The sequence below is a fragment of the Pantoea sp. B65 genome (genome assembly GCF_047308185.1).
Classification (GTDB): domain Bacteria; phylum Pseudomonadota; class Gammaproteobacteria; order Enterobacterales; family Enterobacteriaceae; genus Erwinia.
Genome location: NZ_JAHXPU010000035.1, coordinates 16,839 through 32,022, shown reverse-complemented (window position 1 = coordinate 32,022; position 15,184 = coordinate 16,839). Strand labels below are relative to the sequence as shown.

General features: G+C 53.1%; 14 protein-coding genes. 2 read left to right on the top strand and 12 right to left on the bottom strand.

Annotation, left to right across the window (positions count from 1 at the left end; all coding sequences use genetic code 11):
- Positions 1–61 precede the first annotated feature (61 nt).
- Positions 62–256: a hypothetical protein gene (locus tag JWF83_RS14010; protein WP_413650905.1), complete on the top strand. Its 195-nt coding sequence runs from the start codon at positions 62–64 to the stop codon at positions 254–256.
- Positions 257–1,060: 804 nt separating this feature from the next.
- Here the strand turns inward: JWF83_RS14010 and JWF83_RS14005 are convergent.
- From JWF83_RS14005 to JWF83_RS13985, 5 genes are read right to left on the bottom strand one after another with little or no spacing between them, the layout of a single operon-like run.
- Positions 1,061–2,503 (bottom strand): 6-phospho-beta-glucosidase, encoded by a 1,443-nt coding sequence (locus tag JWF83_RS14005; RefSeq protein WP_413650904.1) that lies wholly within the window; start codon positions 2,501–2,503, stop codon positions 1,061–1,063.
- Positions 2,504–2,561: 58 nt separating this feature from the next.
- Positions 2,562–3,998, bottom strand: coding sequence for a glycoside hydrolase family 1 protein (locus tag JWF83_RS14000; RefSeq protein WP_413650902.1), 1,437 nt, complete (start codon positions 3,996–3,998; stop codon positions 2,562–2,564).
- Between the two features lie 15 nt (positions 3,999–4,013).
- Positions 4,014–4,337 carry a PTS lactose/cellobiose transporter subunit IIA gene (locus JWF83_RS13995; protein ID WP_413650901.1) on the bottom strand — a complete coding sequence of 108 codons (324 nt, stop codon included), beginning with the start codon at positions 4,335–4,337 and terminating at the stop codon, positions 4,014–4,016.
- A complete protein-coding gene (locus JWF83_RS13990; RefSeq protein WP_413650900.1) occupies positions 4,337–5,644 on the bottom strand; it encodes a PTS sugar transporter subunit IIC in 1,308 nt (435 codons plus the stop codon). Before JWF83_RS13990 ends, JWF83_RS13995 begins: the two co-directional genes overlap by 1 nt.
- Before the next feature lie 2 nt (positions 5,645–5,646).
- On the bottom strand, positions 5,647–5,964 hold the full coding sequence (locus JWF83_RS13985; protein WP_413650964.1) for a PTS sugar transporter subunit IIB: 318 nt from the start codon (positions 5,962–5,964) through the stop codon (positions 5,647–5,649).
- Positions 5,965–6,333: 369 nt separating this feature from the next.
- Between JWF83_RS13985 and JWF83_RS13980 the strand changes: the two genes are divergently transcribed.
- On the top strand, positions 6,334–7,344 hold the full coding sequence (locus tag JWF83_RS13980; protein ID WP_413650899.1) for a LacI family DNA-binding transcriptional regulator: 1,011 nt from the start codon (positions 6,334–6,336) through the stop codon (positions 7,342–7,344).
- Between the two features lie 134 nt (positions 7,345–7,478).
- Here the strand turns inward: JWF83_RS13980 and arnF are convergent, their stop codons facing one another.
- From arnF to arnB, 7 genes are read right to left on the bottom strand one after another with little or no spacing between them, the layout of a single operon-like run.
- Positions 7,479–7,865: a 4-amino-4-deoxy-L-arabinose-phosphoundecaprenol flippase subunit ArnF gene (gene arnF / locus JWF83_RS13975; protein WP_413650898.1), complete on the bottom strand. Its 387-nt coding sequence runs from the start codon at positions 7,863–7,865 to the stop codon at positions 7,479–7,481.
- Positions 7,862–8,185 carry a 4-amino-4-deoxy-L-arabinose-phosphoundecaprenol flippase subunit ArnE gene (gene arnE, locus JWF83_RS13970; RefSeq protein WP_413650897.1) on the bottom strand — a complete coding sequence of 108 codons (324 nt, stop codon included), beginning with the start codon at positions 8,183–8,185 and terminating at the stop codon, positions 7,862–7,864. The genes arnF and arnE overlap by 4 nt, the downstream gene beginning before the upstream one ends.
- Positions 8,182–9,846 (bottom strand): lipid IV(A) 4-amino-4-deoxy-L-arabinosyltransferase, encoded by a 1,665-nt coding sequence (arnT, locus tag JWF83_RS13965; protein WP_413650895.1) that lies wholly within the window; start codon positions 9,844–9,846, stop codon positions 8,182–8,184. Before arnT ends, arnE begins: the two co-directional genes overlap by 4 nt.
- A 7-nt stretch (positions 9,847–9,853) precedes the next feature.
- Positions 9,854–10,747, bottom strand: a complete 894-nt coding sequence (gene arnD, locus JWF83_RS13960; protein WP_413650894.1) for a 4-deoxy-4-formamido-L-arabinose-phosphoundecaprenol deformylase — start codon at positions 10,745–10,747, stop codon at positions 9,854–9,856.
- Positions 10,744–12,726, bottom strand: a complete 1,983-nt coding sequence (gene arnA / locus JWF83_RS13955) for a bifunctional UDP-4-amino-4-deoxy-L-arabinose formyltransferase/UDP-glucuronic acid oxidase ArnA (protein WP_413650892.1) — start codon at positions 12,724–12,726, stop codon at positions 10,744–10,746. The genes arnD and arnA overlap by 4 nt, the downstream gene beginning before the upstream one ends.
- Positions 12,726–13,700, bottom strand: a complete 975-nt coding sequence (arnC, locus tag JWF83_RS13950; RefSeq protein ID WP_413650890.1) for an undecaprenyl-phosphate 4-deoxy-4-formamido-L-arabinose transferase — start codon at positions 13,698–13,700, stop codon at positions 12,726–12,728. Before arnC ends, arnA begins: the two co-directional genes overlap by 1 nt.
- Positions 13,690–14,841, bottom strand: a complete 1,152-nt coding sequence (gene arnB, locus JWF83_RS13945) for a UDP-4-amino-4-deoxy-L-arabinose aminotransferase (RefSeq protein WP_413650889.1) — start codon at positions 14,839–14,841, stop codon at positions 13,690–13,692. The genes arnC and arnB overlap by 11 nt, the downstream gene beginning before the upstream one ends.
- Positions 14,842–15,184: the final 343 nt, after the last annotated feature.

The following is a 15,184-nucleotide window of genomic DNA, read 5'->3' as shown; positions in this document are numbered from 1 at the left end:
AAATGCGGATTGATGTTATAGCTGTCAGCAGATTCAGCGACATCATCAACAGGTGAATATCATGAGTTACGATGTGCAGTCCGGCGTGATTGAACAGGAGGTGGGCGAAGCGGTGCTGGCTCTGATAGCGACCCATGAACCCATCAGTCGCTCAGGTATTATCAATTACTTGCATAAAAAGCGCGATGAGACCGGCAATGCGGCTTATAAAGAGATGCTTCGTCTTGCAGCCGATCAGATGCGCCAGGCAAGGTAAGGAGCGGGATTGATTCCGCCCGGGATATCACGCAACACGGGAGCCATAAATGGCTCCCCGACAGGGTTTCAGATACCCCCGAACCGTAGGGGCGGGATTTATTCCGCCCGGGGTATCACGCAACACGGGAGCCATAAATGGCTCCCCTACAGGGTTTCAGATAACCCCGAACCGTAGGGGCGGGATTTATTCCGCCCGGGGTATCACGCAACACGGGAGCCATAAATGGCTCCCCTACAGGGTTTCAGATAACCCCGAACCGTAGGGGCGGGATTTATTCCGCCCGTATCAATGGCTTGCACGGCTGCCGCCATCGGGACGGGAGCCATAAATGGCTCCCCTACAGCAGGGGGTCAGATATTCTCCCGTAGGGGTGGGATTTATTCCGCCCGTATCAATGGTTTGCACTGCTGCCGCCATCGGGACGGGAGCCATTAATGGCTCCCCTACAGCAGGGGGGCAGATATTCTGCCGTAGGGGCGGGATTTATTCCGCCCGTATCAATGGCTTGCACGGCTGCCGCCATCGGGACGGGAGCCATAAATGGCTCCCCTACAGCAGGGGGTCAGATATTCTGCCGTAGGGGCGGGATTTATTCCGCCCGTATCAATGGTTTGCACTGCTGCCGCCATCGGGACGGGAGCCATTAATGGCTCCCCTACAGCAGGGGGGCAGATATTCTGCCGTAGGGGCGGGATTTATTCCGCCCGTATCAATGGTTTGCACTGCTGCCGCCATCGGGACGGGAGCCATTAATGGCTCCCCTACAGCAGGGGGGCAGATATTCCGCCCGATTAAAAACGGTTAAATATCCTGCCCGTTACTGGCAATAACCTGCTTATACCAGCTAAAACTTTTCTTGCGCGAACGCGCCAGCGTGCCAGTGCCATCATCATGTTTATCAACATAGATAAAGCCATAGCGTTTATCGTACTGACCGGTGGTAAAAGAGACGCAGTCAATACAGCCCCACGGCGTATAGCCGATTAAATCGACGCCATCCTCCACTACCGCTTTTTTCATCTGCGCAATATGCGCCTGCAGATAAGCGATACGGTAATCATCATTGATCTCGCCATTCGCCTCTACCCGGTCCACGGCGCCAAAGCCATTTTCCACAATAAACATTGGCTTCTGATAACGCTCATAAAATGCATTCAGCGTATAGCGCAAACCAACCGGGTCAATCTGCCAGCCCCACTCGGACGCCTGCACATGCGGGTTCTTCACACTGCCTTTAAAGCCGGCAATCGCATCGCCAATCACACTGTCTTTCGCTGCATACTGCACCGCATTACTCATGTAGTAGCTGAAGCCAAGATAGTCCGCGCAGCCTTCACGCAGCGTCTGCTGATCTTCTGCAGCCATATCAATCTGATAACCTTTCGCGGCCCATTCACGAAGAATATAGGACGGGTAGTAACCGCGTAGCTGTACGTCGCCAAACAGATGACGCTCGCGCATCGCTTGCTGGGCAAACATCACGTCATCCGGATGACAGGACCACGGATAAAGCGGAACCAGCGCCAGCATGCAGCCAATCTTAAACTCAGGATTGATCTGATGGCCGAGCTTTACCACTTTTGCGCTGGCGACAAATTGATGATGCAGCGTCTGATACATTGCCTGCTCAGGCTGCGGCTGATGTTTAAAAATCACCCCCGAGCAACAGTAGCCAAACAGCGGATACTGCCAGTTTCGCTGGTTGTTGATTTCGTTAAACGTCATCCAGTATTTCACTTTTTTCTGATAACGCTTCATCACGACTTCACTGTAATGCACAAAAAAATCAACCACTTTACGATTTAACCAGCCACCATACTCGGTTACCAGATGATGCGGCATTTCAAAGTGCGACAGCGTAATTACCGGCTCAATATTATACTTAAGCAGTTCATCAAACAGATCGTCGTAAAACTGTAATCCCGCTTCATTTGGCTGCTGCTCGTCGCCCCTGGGGAAAATACGCGTCCAGGCAATGGAGGTTCGGAAACACTTAAATCCCATCTCGGCAAACAGCGCAATGTCCTGCTTATAGTGCGAATAAAAATCAACCGCCTGGTGATTCGGGTAGCTGTAACCCGGCAAAACGCCATCGGTTATCACCCGGTCCACCCCATGCGAGCCACCAGAAAGTACGTCACAAATACTGACGCCCTTCCCCCCCTGATCCCAACCACCTTCAACTTGATGCGCCGCTACCGCGCCGCCCCACAGAAAGTCTTGCGGTAATTGTTGTTCTGACATCGTTAATCCTTAATAAATTGCCCGTTATCTGTCAGGCGAGTGCCGGCAACCGGCACAGTTAATATTCGACGCTGTTATCCAGATTCTGCCCGTTGCTCTGGATCACACGCTGGTACCAGGCAAAGCTTTTCTTTTTGTAGCGCGCTAAATCTTTCAGATCCTTTTCATCACGATTGACGTAAATAAAGCCATAACGTTTGCGGATCCCCTGATGAGTACTGACCAGATCGATAGCCGACCATGGACAATAGCCAAACAGCTCGACGCCATCGGTGATCGCCAGCTGCAGCTGTTCGATATGCGCGCTCAGATAATCAATGCGGTAGTCATCATAAATTTTGTTGCCCGCCGCCAGCTCATCGAAAGCGCCGAGACCGTTTTCCGTGACGATCAATGGCAGATGATAGCGGTCATAAATCTCACGGGCGGTAATACGGAAGCCGACCGGATCGATATACCAGTTGAACTGATTCTTCTGCAGCCAGCGATTCTCCGTGCCGACATAGACGCTTTTATCAATACCGGCTAACTGCTGATCGGGGCGCTGTTCCGGCGTCTGTTCCGCGCTGTTCTGCGGCAAATCGGCACCGACGGTGGCGGAGGCATAGTAGTTAAACGCGATAAAATCCGGCTTACCCTGCCGCAGAATCGCCATCTCCTGCTCAGTGATGGTCGGCAGATACCCTTTTTCAGCCATAAAGCTCCAGGCCACGCGGTTATAGCGCCCGAAACAGGCCAGATCGAGGTAGAGCCAGTTACGAATAGCGGTGAAATTATTCGCTGCCAGCACATCTTCCGGCCTTGAGGTGGCGGGATAAACACAGGAGATATTCGGCGCCGGGCCAATTTTCGCCTGCGGCAGCATCTGATGGCAGGCGATCATCACTTTTGCCTGGGCCAGCATCATATGGTGGTTCTGCTGGTAGAGCGTTTTTTGCGGATCCGCCGTGCCGGGTGGCAGGGTGCCAATGACATCCCCTTTCAGGATCATCATGTTCTGCTCGTTAATCGTCAGCCAGTAGTTCACCCGATCGCCATACAGTTCAAAAGCGGTACGGGCAAAATGTTCAAACGCGTCAATCGTAGCCGGATTCGACCAACCGCCCTGCTCCTGCAATGCCCAGGGCAGATCGAAGTGATACAGGGTTACCAGCGGTTCAATTTGCTGCCGACGCAGTTCATCAATCAGTTGCTGGTAAAATGCTACGCCCTCGGCATTTAACTCACCGCTGCCCTGTGGAAACAGACGGCTCCAGGCAATCGAGAAGCGGTAGGTTTTCAGCCCCAGTTCGGCAAACAGCGCCACATCCTGCTCAAAGCGATGATAGTGATCGCTGGTAACGGTAAAATCGGTGATGTTACTGCTAAAGGTGGCTTTATCGATCACCGAGGGCCCTTTTCCCCCCTCGTTCCATGCGCCCTCAACCTGATAGGCGGAGGTCGATGCTCCCCACAAAAAGTCGTGCGGAAACGGTTTTAACCGCTGGTGTTTCATCCTCAGCTCCTGAAATTAATGTTGTTTAAGTGCTGCAATCTCACGATGTAAGGCAATAATTTCTTCCGCCAGCTCGCGGCAGAGCATGGCATTCATTAAATGGTCCTGCGCATGCATCAAAATCAGCGTGACCGGGATCTTGCCGCATCCTTCATCCGCGCCAATCAGCACGGTTTGGATTTTATGCGCCTCTTTTGCCGCCGCCGAGGCGCCGGTTAACAGCTCATCCGCTCTGGCCCAGTCATATTTACGCGCCGCGCGCAGCGCTTCCATGGCTAACGAACGTGCCTCGCCCGCATGGATAATCAGTTCCATCACCGTGCTTTCATCAAGTTCCATTAGTGGCTCTCCGCAGGTTGTAAACTCTCTTCTTCTTGCGCCAGCAATTGGCGCTCGTACATTTTGAAGAACGGGTAATAAATCAGGGTGGATACGCCGATCAGCACCACGACGAGGATAATCGCGCGGAAATCCCAGCCGGTTGACCAGGCAGCGCCAATTGGCCCCGGCGTGGTCCATGGCGCCAGCGAAACCACATGGTTAACCAGATCGGTACGGGTGGCGATCCAGGCAATAATGGCATTGACCATCGGCGCGGTAATAAACGGAATAAACAGCAGCGGGTTCATCACTACCGGGGAGCCAAAGATAATCGGCTCGTTGATATTGAACATGCTCGGCACCAGGCCCAGCTTGCCAATAGAGCGCAGATGCGCCGCGCTGCTGCGCAGGTAGAGGAACACCAGCCCCATGGTGGAGCCGGAACCGCCGATAACAATAAAGAACTGCCAGAACGGCTCGATAAATACCTGGGTGATCGGCGCACCGCTATTCAGCGCCTGCTGATTAATACCAAGATTGGTCAGCCAGAAAGCCTGTAAAATCCCGCCGACAATCACCGCGCCATGAATACCGGCAAACCACAACAGATGGCAGAGCAATACGGCAATCAATACCGCCGGCAGTGAATCGGAAGCAGAGATAATCGGCGCGAAGATCGCCATAATCGCCTGCGGCAACAGCATGCCAAACTGACTCTGCATAAACAGACTGAGCGGGAATAGCGTCAGGAAAATCGCCAGAATCGGGATCAGCAGATCGAACGACTGGCGGATCTTCGGCGGTACCTGCTCGGGTAACTTAATGCCGATATTATGTTTTTGCAGGAAGTGCATAAGCTCAGTGGTATACAGCGCCACCAGGATGGCGGTGAATATTCCCTCGCCCCCCAGCGAACCGACCGGCAAACTGCCGTTGGCCTGTGGCGCCGCGACCAGCAGAAATGACATCAGCGACAGGCAGGCGGCCATAAAGCCGTTCATTTTGTAGCTCTGCGCCAGGTTATAGGAGATGGCGCTGGCGATATAGACCGCCATAATGCCCATCGTCATATTGTACGGCATCATGATCTGTTCAGAGTGGCGCGCCACCATCCCTAACCACCATTTGGCGATCGCCCACTGGCTGTCAGCACTGAATGGCGGATGAGCAAACAGCAGCATAAAAGAGCCGACAATCAGGAATGGCATCGACGAGATAAAACCATCTTTAATCGCCACCACATGCCGCTGACTGGAAAGTCTTGCTGCTACCGGGCTGATGTTATTTTCGATAATGCCAAATAATGACTCACTGATAGTGCTCATTATTATTCTCCGCCAGTTTGCATCAATGCCAACGCAGCCTGCAGCACTTTTTTACCGTTCATCATGCCGTAGTCCATGGTATTAATTACCGCGACCGGCTTGTGCTTTTCAGCCGCAATTGTCTGAAATTCAGCTAATTTATACTTAATCTGTGGCCCCAGCAGGCAGCAATCCCAGGTAGCAATCTGGCTGGCGAACTCATCGAAGCCCACCGCCAGTATTTCCACGCTAATACCTTGTTCTTTCGCTTCTTTTTCCATTCTCTGCATCAGCATACTGGTAGACATTCCGCCGGCACAGCACAGTAATATTTTATTCATATCCATCTCCTTGCCTGTGGTTTACCCAGATTTAGACAAATTAAGCGATAATCTGCAACCGGTTTCATATTACTTTTCACTTTTTGTGATTAGGATCGCAATCGCCTCCAAATTAGATAAAAATTCCGGCAAAAAACAGGTTATTCACTTAGAGTAAAATATAATTAACAGTGTGAAAAACCCTATAATCGCCAGAGCAAAGACGATGGGGCAATAATTAAAAAATAGAAATAATTTAATTGGGTTATTTATTTGATGTTTGCTGCTGCAGATAAAATCGCAATACGTTAAACTTGGCCACCGAGTGGGAGTCATCCATCACTCCCGGGGAGTGCTTCAGAGCCTCCTTTAAATCACAGGGAAATCAGTATGACAACGATGCTTGACGTGGCCAACAAGGCCGGGGTTTCCAAAGCCACGGTTTCACGCGTGCTTGCCGGGAACAGCTATGTCAGCAAAACCACCAAAGATCGGGTATTTAAAGCCATCGCCGAGACGGGCTATCGCCCCAATCTGCTGGCGCGCAATCTGGCGACGCGCAAGTCGCAAAGCATCGGTCTGGTGGTCACCAATACTCTGTACCATGGCCCCTACTTCAGTGAATTGCTGTTTCAGACCGCGACCCTGACCGAAAATCATGGTCGCCAGTTGATCCTTGCGGATGGTAAACACAGTGCCGACGAGGAGCGCCAGGCCATTCAGTTTTTGCTCGATCTGCGCTGTGACGCGATTATTATTTATCCGCGCTTTCTGACGCCGGCGGAAATGGATGAGATTATCGAACAGCATCAGCAGCCGATTATGGTGGTTAATCGCAAGCTCGAGCGCCATCCGGATAACTGTGTCTATGCCGAACATCAGCAGGATTGCGTCAGCGCGATCAATTACCTGATTGCTCAGGGGCACCGGGAAATCGCGTTTATTTGCGGCTCTCCGGGGTCGCCGACCAGTGAGAGCCGTTATTCAGGCTATCAGCAGGCGCTGCAGGAAAATAATATCGCCTTCAATCCGGCACGGGTGGCGCACGGTGACTGGACGCCGGACAGCGGACGCGTGGCGGCCGAAGCGCTGCTGGCGCGTGCGGTACGCTTTAGCGCCCTGGTTGCCAGCAATGATGATATGGCCACCGGCGCCGCACGTGCTTTTTATCAGGCCGGCATTGCGGTTCCGCAGCACATATCCCTGCTGAGTTTCGATGATATTCCGATGGCTTCGTTCTTTATTCCGGCACTCACCACGGTGCATGTGCCGGTGGCGGAAATGATTAAAGATACCCTTGACCGACTGGTCAATTTGCTGGAAGAGAAGGAAAACCGGCCGCTGACGCCATTCAGGGGCCAGCTTATTATTCGTGAGTCGGTACGACCGTTCAGCGGATAACGGCGGCCAGCGGGCTTAGTTTTTACAGCGTTGCAGAATATCCTGATCCGGTTGATATGCCAGCGACATTCAGAACAAAAAAGTATATGCATCGGTTGCGCGGGAGCAAAATTGAGAGTGCCATGAAACTAACGCTAATTACGCTGCTTATCCGGCCAGCAGATCACCATTAAGCCACAGACAATCAGTATGACGCCAGCGCAGGTGGCCCAGGAGAATGTTTCATTAAGCCCCGGCACCAGCGGCGCCGCCAGCCAGACCAGAATATAGCTCAGGCTAAGCAGTGGATAGGCGCGGTTCAGGCTGATATGGTGCAGCGCCAGCACCCAGCACAGCATCGATAAACCATACGCCGTCAGACCGGCGAACAACGCCAGCGCCCCGGGGGTTAGCGCCATCAGCTGCTCGCCGAACAACAACAGTTCGCGCGCCGGCGGCAGTTGCGACATGGCCCATTTCATACTCAGCTGGGCGCCACTGACCAGTAAGATACTGATTGCCGCCCACAGATAGCCAGTCATGCATGCACTCCCAGCACGATCACTCCGGCGACAATCAGCACAATGCCCAGACTATGGCGCAACGTAATCCGCTCCTGCCACAACCAGCGCGCGGCGAGCGTAACAATAATGAAATTGATACTCAGCATCGGATACGCCACCCCTACCGGCACCTGCTGCAACACCCAGAGCCATACCAGCATGGCACAACCCAGCAGCAACAGGCTCAGCCCCAGCCAGATGACAAGGTGCCGTTTATCATAGCGGCGGGTGGCCTGCTTCTGGCAAAGCTGACCACCGCAACTAAGCAGGCTGGCAACCAGGATCAGCAGAATATTCACGGCAGCTGATGATATTGATAGAGAATTAAACGCCCCTGACGATAAATCAGGTCGGCAGTCGGCAGATTGGTATGAGTACCATTATCATCGCGCGGCAACAGCAAAATCAGCGAAACCGTCCCGTTACGGCGGTGCTCAGCCAGCCAGCCGGCAAAGGCATCGCCGCCGACAAACCGCTGTTGCGCATCCGGATAGTCAAGTCCCCAGGTCAGTTCACCTTTCTCTTCATACAGCATAATATCACTACGCTTCAGTTCCCAGCCGACCGCCGCCGCCACCCCGGGACTATCTGCCAGCACATAGCGGCTGCCGCTAATATTGTCACGCACCGAGGCAATAAAGTCCTGCGGTTGTTTTGCATCCATTATCTGTTGCGGCATGGCGCTCCCCACCGTCAGCGCCACCCCTAACGGGCAGAGCGCCGCCGCCAGCCATCGCTGTAACGGCTGGCGGAGGCTAAAGGCGCCCGACAGCGCCCAAAACAGAAACGCAGCACAGGCGAGGATGACTTTTTTCACCTCATGGTCATCATACAGGGAATGTGTGCTTATCCCCCACGGCGCCAGCGCCACCAGTACTACCAGCACGCAAATCACACCAAACAGCAGATTAATCCAGCCATTAATGCGCAATACGCGACTACTGCCGCTAACAGCCAGCTGCCGCGCATAACCGGCCATCAGAACCGCCAGCGGCGCAAAACACGGCAGAATATAAGTAGGCAGTTTACCTTTGGCGATGCTGAAAAACAGCAGCGGCATCACCACCCAACCCAGCAGATAAAAGCTGCCGCTCTCCTCTGTTTTCTGCTGCCAGCCGCGCCAGAGGGCGCCGGGCAACAGCGCCAGCCAGGGCAAACTTCCCGCCAGCAATACCGGCAGGTAATACCAGAACGGGGCTTTGTGCTGCGCATTATCCTCAGCAAAACGCTGAATATGCTCTACCCAGAAAAAGTAGTGCCAGAAATCCGGCTCACGTTGGGCAATCGCCAGCGCCCATGGCAGGCTGATCAGTACCGCGCTCAGTATCGCCAGTGGCCCGCACAGCAATACCTCTTTCCAGCGCCGTTGCCGGATAACCCAGGGTAATACTCCCAGTACCGGAACCGCCAGCGCCAGAAAACCTTTGGTCATAAAACCCATGCCGCAGGTGACGCCCAGCAGCAGATACGCCAGCACTTTGTGGCGTACCGATGTCGCCTGCGCCGCCAGCCAGAAGCTGCACATTGCCGCCGTTAGCCACAGGGTGATCATCGGATCGAGCACCGAATAGGTGCCAATACCATAGACCAGAAAACTGGTCAGGAAAATCACCGCGGCGATCAGCGCCGTCTTACGCTCATGCCACAATCGCCATGCCAGCCAGTACACCATGCATGCGGTCAGGGTGATGGAAAATACTGAGCCAAAGCGCACACTAAAATTATTGTGGCCAAACAGTAACTGGCTGAGATTATTGATCCAGTAACCGGCGACCGGCTTTTCAAAATAACGCAAATCGAGAAAATGCGGCACTATCCAGTTGCCGCTGACTAACATCTCCCGGCTGATTTCCGCATAGCGCGTCTCATCAGGTTGCCAAAGGTGGCGGAATTCAAGGGGCAGCAGATAATAGAGTGTAAATAACAGCAGCAGCGGAACGCCAATTTTGATGGTTTTCATTCAATCCTCATTTCGATAACTGCTCGCATCCAAGCCAGCCTTCCCTGCCTGCCAGCGTGCCACGCACCACTCTGCCAGTGGGTAAGGTATTTAAATCATCAGGTAATAACTCGCTTAGCGGGCAAAACTGAATGCCCTGCTGTGCTGCCATCTCCAGCAACTCAGCAAACAGGTGACGCATTGCAATGCCTTCCACTTCGGCATGAATGGTATACACCTGGCTCCCCGGCTGCTGGTGAATTTTGTCGAGAAGATAACCATTGAAATTCGCCGCCGTAACATCGCGACCAATCACTTCATCCCAGGTTGGCAACGTCACCGGGATCTGCACCGTACCCAGTGAACCATCAGACAGCAGCGGCCGGAATGGTCCGCTGCCACGGCAGTCACTGTTATAGTTAAAATGAAATGCCTCTTTGGCATTCACCACCCGCTGATCGGCACGCCAGCCAGCTACCGCTGAACAGCTGATCGAGGCGCCAATAATCCGGCTCAGCGCCTCGCATCCCAGCAGGATCTGTTGGTGCAATTTTTCCGGCGACCAGACGCCGGCCCAGGTTTGCCAGGCAAAATGATCCCAGGCGTGCAGCCCCACCTCATGATGATCGGCGGCGGCATCGATTACTTCCGCCAGCCCCTCGCCAATATTGCGTCCTGGCCAGGCGGTTCCGGCCAGCAAAATATCCCAGCCATACAGCGAAGCAGCACGAGAACGCAGCATTTTCCATAAGAAGTGGGGCTTTAACAGGCGCCATAAATGGCGCCCCATATTGTCCGGCCCGACGGTAAAGAAAAACGTTGCCTGAATACGGTGCAAACTGAGCAGCTCCAGCAACTGAGGCACGCCATCACGCGTGCCACGCCAGGTGTCGACATCAATACGCAGGCCGACTTTTCTCATTCTGCTTTATCCGTCGCGTCAACGGTGTGCAGGAAGAAATCCAGCGTGTTATCAATGGTTTGTTCCATCGCAACCGTCGGCGTCCAGTTAAGTAAACGCCGGGCATTGCGAATACTCGGCTTACGGTGCGCCACATCCTGATAGCCTTTACCATAATAACTGCTGCTTTCCACCTCGCGAAAACCGGCGAATGGCGGAAACTGATCGCGCAGTGGATGGCGGTCGAAACTGACCAGCAACTGCTGCGCCAGTTCTTTAATACTGGCTTCGTTATCCGGGTTACCAATATTAATAATCTGGCCATCGCAATTATGATTTTTATTCTCAATAATGCGGAACAGCGCTTCCACACCATCGGAAATATCGGTGAAACAACGTTTCTGCTCACCACCATCAATCAGTTTGATCGGCGAACCTTCCACCAGATTAAGAATCAGCTGGGTAATGGCGCGCGAGCTGCCAATACGCGCGGCGTTGAGGTTATCAAGACGCGGCCCCATCCAGTTAAACGGACGGAACAGGGTAAAACGCAGCCCCTCTTTTTCACCATAGGCCCAGATAACGCGATCCAGCAGCTGTTTCGATACCGAATAGATCCAGCGCTGTTTATTGATCGGTCCGACCACCAGATTCGAATGATCCTCATCAAATACCGGATCGCTGCACATCCCATAAACTTCCGACGTAGACGGGAAGATAATACGTTTTTTGTATTTAACGCAGTCGCGAATTATTTTCAGATTTTCTTCAAAATCCAGTTCGAATACCCGCAGCGGATTACGCGTATATTCAATCGGCGTGGCAATCGCCACCAGCGGTAAAATCACATCACATTTCTTGATATGGTATTCAATCCACTCTGAATGGATACTGATATCCCCTTCGACAAAATGAAAACGCGGATGACCAATAAAACGACCAATCGCATCCGAGCTGATATCGAGGCCAAACACCTCGAAATTATCATCCGCCAGCAGGCGTTCGGTCAGGTGATTACCAATAAAACCATTTACGCCGAGGATTAACACCCGGCTGCGACGTTTCGCCACGGCGTTCGGTGAATTATGCAGTATGGCGCCGGATACCAGTCCGAGAGTCTGCGCCAGCTGAGTGCCCTGCATATAAACGCCGTTTTCGCCCTGGCCGGTGAGCACTTCCAGCGCCTGACTGCCACAGGCGATAATCAGCGGATCGGTCGACAACACCGTGCCGGCTGTAGCCGCCGGGAAATCGTCACGGACTCTGGTTTTCCAGATAATAAATTTACCGGCGCCAACATAACTGAATGCGCCAGGCCAGGGATCGCTGACGGCGCGCACCAGGTTATTAATCACCGCCGCGGGCTGTTGCCAGTTAATGCGCCCATCTTCCGGCGTTCTTCTGCCAAAATAGCTGCCCTGGCTCTCATTCTGCGCCCGCTCAGGGAAATCACCGCTTTTAATCCGCGGCAGAATCTCCGCCAGCAGTTCGGATGCGGTCTGATTCAGCTTCACATGCAGCGTCAGCGCCGTATCTTCCGCAGCAATCGCCACGGCGTGTTGCGCAATAATCGCCCCGGCATCGGCACGCGCAACCATGCGGTGCAAGGTGACGCCGGTTTCGCTTTCGCCATTGACCAGCGCCCAGTTTAATGGCGCGCGACCGCGGTATTTTGGCAGCAAAGAACCATGCAGATTAAATGCCCCAACGGACGCGCTGTTAATAATCTCATCGCAGAGCATATGGCGATAATAAAAAGAGAAGATAACCTGCGGCTCGCTGTTTTTAATGCGTTCAATCCACAGCGGATGATTAACGTCTTCAGGCGCAAATACCGGAATACCGAGTTCCGCTGCGGTACGCGCCACGGAGCCAAAAAAATGATTTTCGCCTGCCGTATCCGCATGGGTATAAATTGCGGAGATCTGATAACCAGCTTTCACCAGCGCATTGATGCCAGCGCATCCCATATCATGATAAGCAAAGACCACAGCTTTCATTATTGATCGTCCTGTGCAGAAGAGGGGCGTTTAACTACACGTTGAATAAAATAGCGCGGGCGGGCACGGACATCGTGATAAATACGCCCGATATATTCTCCCAGCAGGCCCATGGCAACAAACTGAGCGCCAATAAACATAAACAGCAGCGCAAACAGCATAAATACCCCTTGCGCCGCCCACTGCGGTCCCAAAAATAGCCGCAGTGCAATCAGTAATAAGGCAATGGCAAAACCAGAGAAGGCGATAATGCTGCCGAAAACGCTTAGCATACGTAGTGGCGTGGTAGTCAGGCAGGTAACCAGGTCGTACATCAGGTTAATCAGCTTCATAAAGCTGTATTTTGAATCACCAAACTCGCGTTCCGCATGCTCCACCGGGATTTCAATCGCCCGGCGGGCAAAGGTATTCGCCAGAATGGGAATAAAGGTGCTGCGTTCGTGGCAATGTAGCATCGCCTCAACAATATGCCGACGGTAGGCACGCAGCATACAGCCATAATCCCCCATCGCCTTACCGGTGGTGCGTTGGATCAGATTATTAATCAGCCGTGAGGCACATTTACGAAACCAGCTATCCTGGCGTTTCTGGCGTACCGTGCCGACCACGTCATAGCCCTCAGCCGCCACACTCACCAGCCGCGGGATCTCTTCAGGGGGATTCTGCAGATCGGCGTCCAGGGTAATAATTAAATCACCGCTGACATGGCTGAACCCGGCCATAATCGCCGAATGCTGGCCATAGTTACGATTCAACAGTACGGCGACAATATGGCTCCCCTCCTGCCCGGCCGCGCTGGCCAGCATCTCGGCGGAATTGTCACTGCTGCCGTCATCAACCAGCAAAATCTCATAATCCATCGGCAGCAGCGCACAGGCCGCAGTAGTGCGCCGTAATAATTCCGGCAGGCTTTCCTGCTCGTTAAATACCGGAATTACCACGGAAACCTTATTAATCGCTTGCTCAGTTAGCATGATTTTTCCCTGCAATATCCTTTAGCGCAGTAATCACCCGGGTACTGTCATCATCTGTCATGCCGGGAAACAGCGGGATGGAACAAATGCGCGCGGAGTTCCATTCCGTATCAGGTAAAGTGAGGTGGGGAAAACGTTCGCGGTAATATTTTTGCGTATGCGCCGCGCGGAAATGCAGCCCGGTGCCAATGTTGCGCTGTTTCAGTTCCTGCATCAGATCGTCGCGACTGATACCGGTTTGTTGCTCGTCTACGCGAATAATAAACAGATGCCAGGCGTGCTGATGTTGCCAGTGCGGCAGCGCCAGCGGCATAAACGGCGTGTCGGCCAGTTCCTGTAAATAGCGCCCGGCAAGGGTCGCACGGCGGGCATTAAGCTGCGGCAGCTTCGCCAGTTGTACCAGCGCAATCGCCGCGTTGATATCCGGCAAATTGTATTTATAACCCGGACTAATGACTTCCGCCTGCGGCGCCCGGCCCAGCGTCTGGCGATCGTAAGCGTCGACGCCCAGCCCGTGGAATTTCAGGCTGCGTACGCGGTTTGCCAGTTGTTCATCATCGGTGACCACCAGCCCGCCTTCGGCGCAGGTGATATTTTTGATGGCATGCAAGGAGAAGATCGCGGTACCACTGGCGCCAACGTGTTTTCCCTTGTAACCGCAGCCAGCCGCATGGGCGGCATCCTCGATCACCGCAATACCATAACGTTCGCCAAGCGCCCGTATCGCATCGATATCGGCTGGCGCACCGGCATAGTGGACCGGCACAATCGCCTTCGTTCGCGGGGTAATTGCCGCTTCGATAAGCTCCGGCGTCACCATCAGGGTATCGCGGTCGACATCGATCATCACCGGTTCAGCCCCCAGTAATGAAATCATATTCAGCGTGGAAACCCAGGTCAGTGACGGGGTGATCACCTCGTCCCCGGCCTTAATACCCAGCGCCATCAGCGTGACGTGCATACCGGCGGTAGCCGAACTGACGGCAATCGCGTGCTTATTGCCAGTTAACTGGCAAAAGGCCTGTTCCAGCTGATGATTTTTCGGTCCGGTGGTGATCCAACCCGACTGCAATACGTCGTTGACCGCCATTAATTCAGCTTCCCCTATCTCGGGGCGGGAAAAAGGTAAAAACTCTGACATAGATAAAATTCCTTTAACTATAACGCGACATTTTTTTGCAATTTGTGCGATAAGTCAGACGCGTATGGCGATTTATTAATGTGATAAAACTCACATAAAAGCCGCATATGGCATCTAAATGTCTAAAAATCCGTGACAGCAGAGTCGATAAATCTCCTTTAACTGCAATATTTCTCGCTACAGGCACATCAGCATCAACATAAAGGAGATTTATTAGGGAAAGATTAAGATAGCTGCTGCCAGCAAAAAAAGAGAAGTTGTTCCCCAGTCAGACGTGGCTTAAAACGGCCAGAAAACAGGGTGATAGCAGGTAGCAGAAGGTTTGATAAGCGCAGGTACACAG

What these genes read in the sequence shown, in the direction of transcription:
- arnD (WP_413650894.1), bottom strand. Translation starts at nt 10,747, where the DNA reads ATGAGAAAAGTCGGCCTGCGTATTGATGTCGACACCTGGCGTGGCACG.
- arnA (WP_413650892.1), bottom strand. Translation starts at nt 12,726, where the DNA reads ATGAAAGCTGTGGTCTTTGCTTATCATGATATGGGATGCGCTGGCATC.
- JWF83_RS13990 (WP_413650900.1), bottom strand. Translation starts at nt 5,644, where the DNA reads ATGAGCACTATCAGTGAGTCATTATTTGGCATTATCGAAAATAACATC.
- arnT (WP_413650895.1), bottom strand. Translation starts at nt 9,846, where the DNA reads ATGAAAACCATCAAAATTGGCGTTCCGCTGCTGCTGTTATTTACACTC.
- arnB (WP_413650889.1), bottom strand. Translation starts at nt 14,841, where the DNA reads ATGTCAGAGTTTTTACCTTTTTCCCGCCCCGAGATAGGGGAAGCTGAA.
- JWF83_RS13980 (WP_413650899.1), top strand. Translation starts at nt 6,334, where the DNA reads ATGACAACGATGCTTGACGTGGCCAACAAGGCCGGGGTTTCCAAAGCC.
- JWF83_RS13995 (WP_413650901.1), bottom strand. Translation starts at nt 4,337, where the DNA reads ATGGAACTTGATGAAAGCACGGTGATGGAACTGATTATCCATGCGGGC.
- arnF (WP_413650898.1), bottom strand. Translation starts at nt 7,865, where the DNA reads ATGACTGGCTATCTGTGGGCGGCAATCAGTATCTTACTGGTCAGTGGC.
- JWF83_RS14005 (WP_413650904.1), bottom strand. Translation starts at nt 2,503, where the DNA reads ATGTCAGAACAACAATTACCGCAAGACTTTCTGTGGGGCGGCGCGGTA.
- JWF83_RS14000 (WP_413650902.1), bottom strand. Translation starts at nt 3,998, where the DNA reads ATGAAACACCAGCGGTTAAAACCGTTTCCGCACGACTTTTTGTGGGGA.
- JWF83_RS13985 (WP_413650964.1), bottom strand. Translation starts at nt 5,964, where the DNA reads ATGAATAAAATATTACTGTGCTGTGCCGGCGGAATGTCTACCAGTATG.
- arnC (WP_413650890.1), bottom strand. Translation starts at nt 13,700, where the DNA reads ATGCTAACTGAGCAAGCGATTAATAAGGTTTCCGTGGTAATTCCGGTA.
- JWF83_RS14010 (WP_413650905.1), top strand. Translation starts at nt 62, where the DNA reads ATGAGTTACGATGTGCAGTCCGGCGTGATTGAACAGGAGGTGGGCGAA.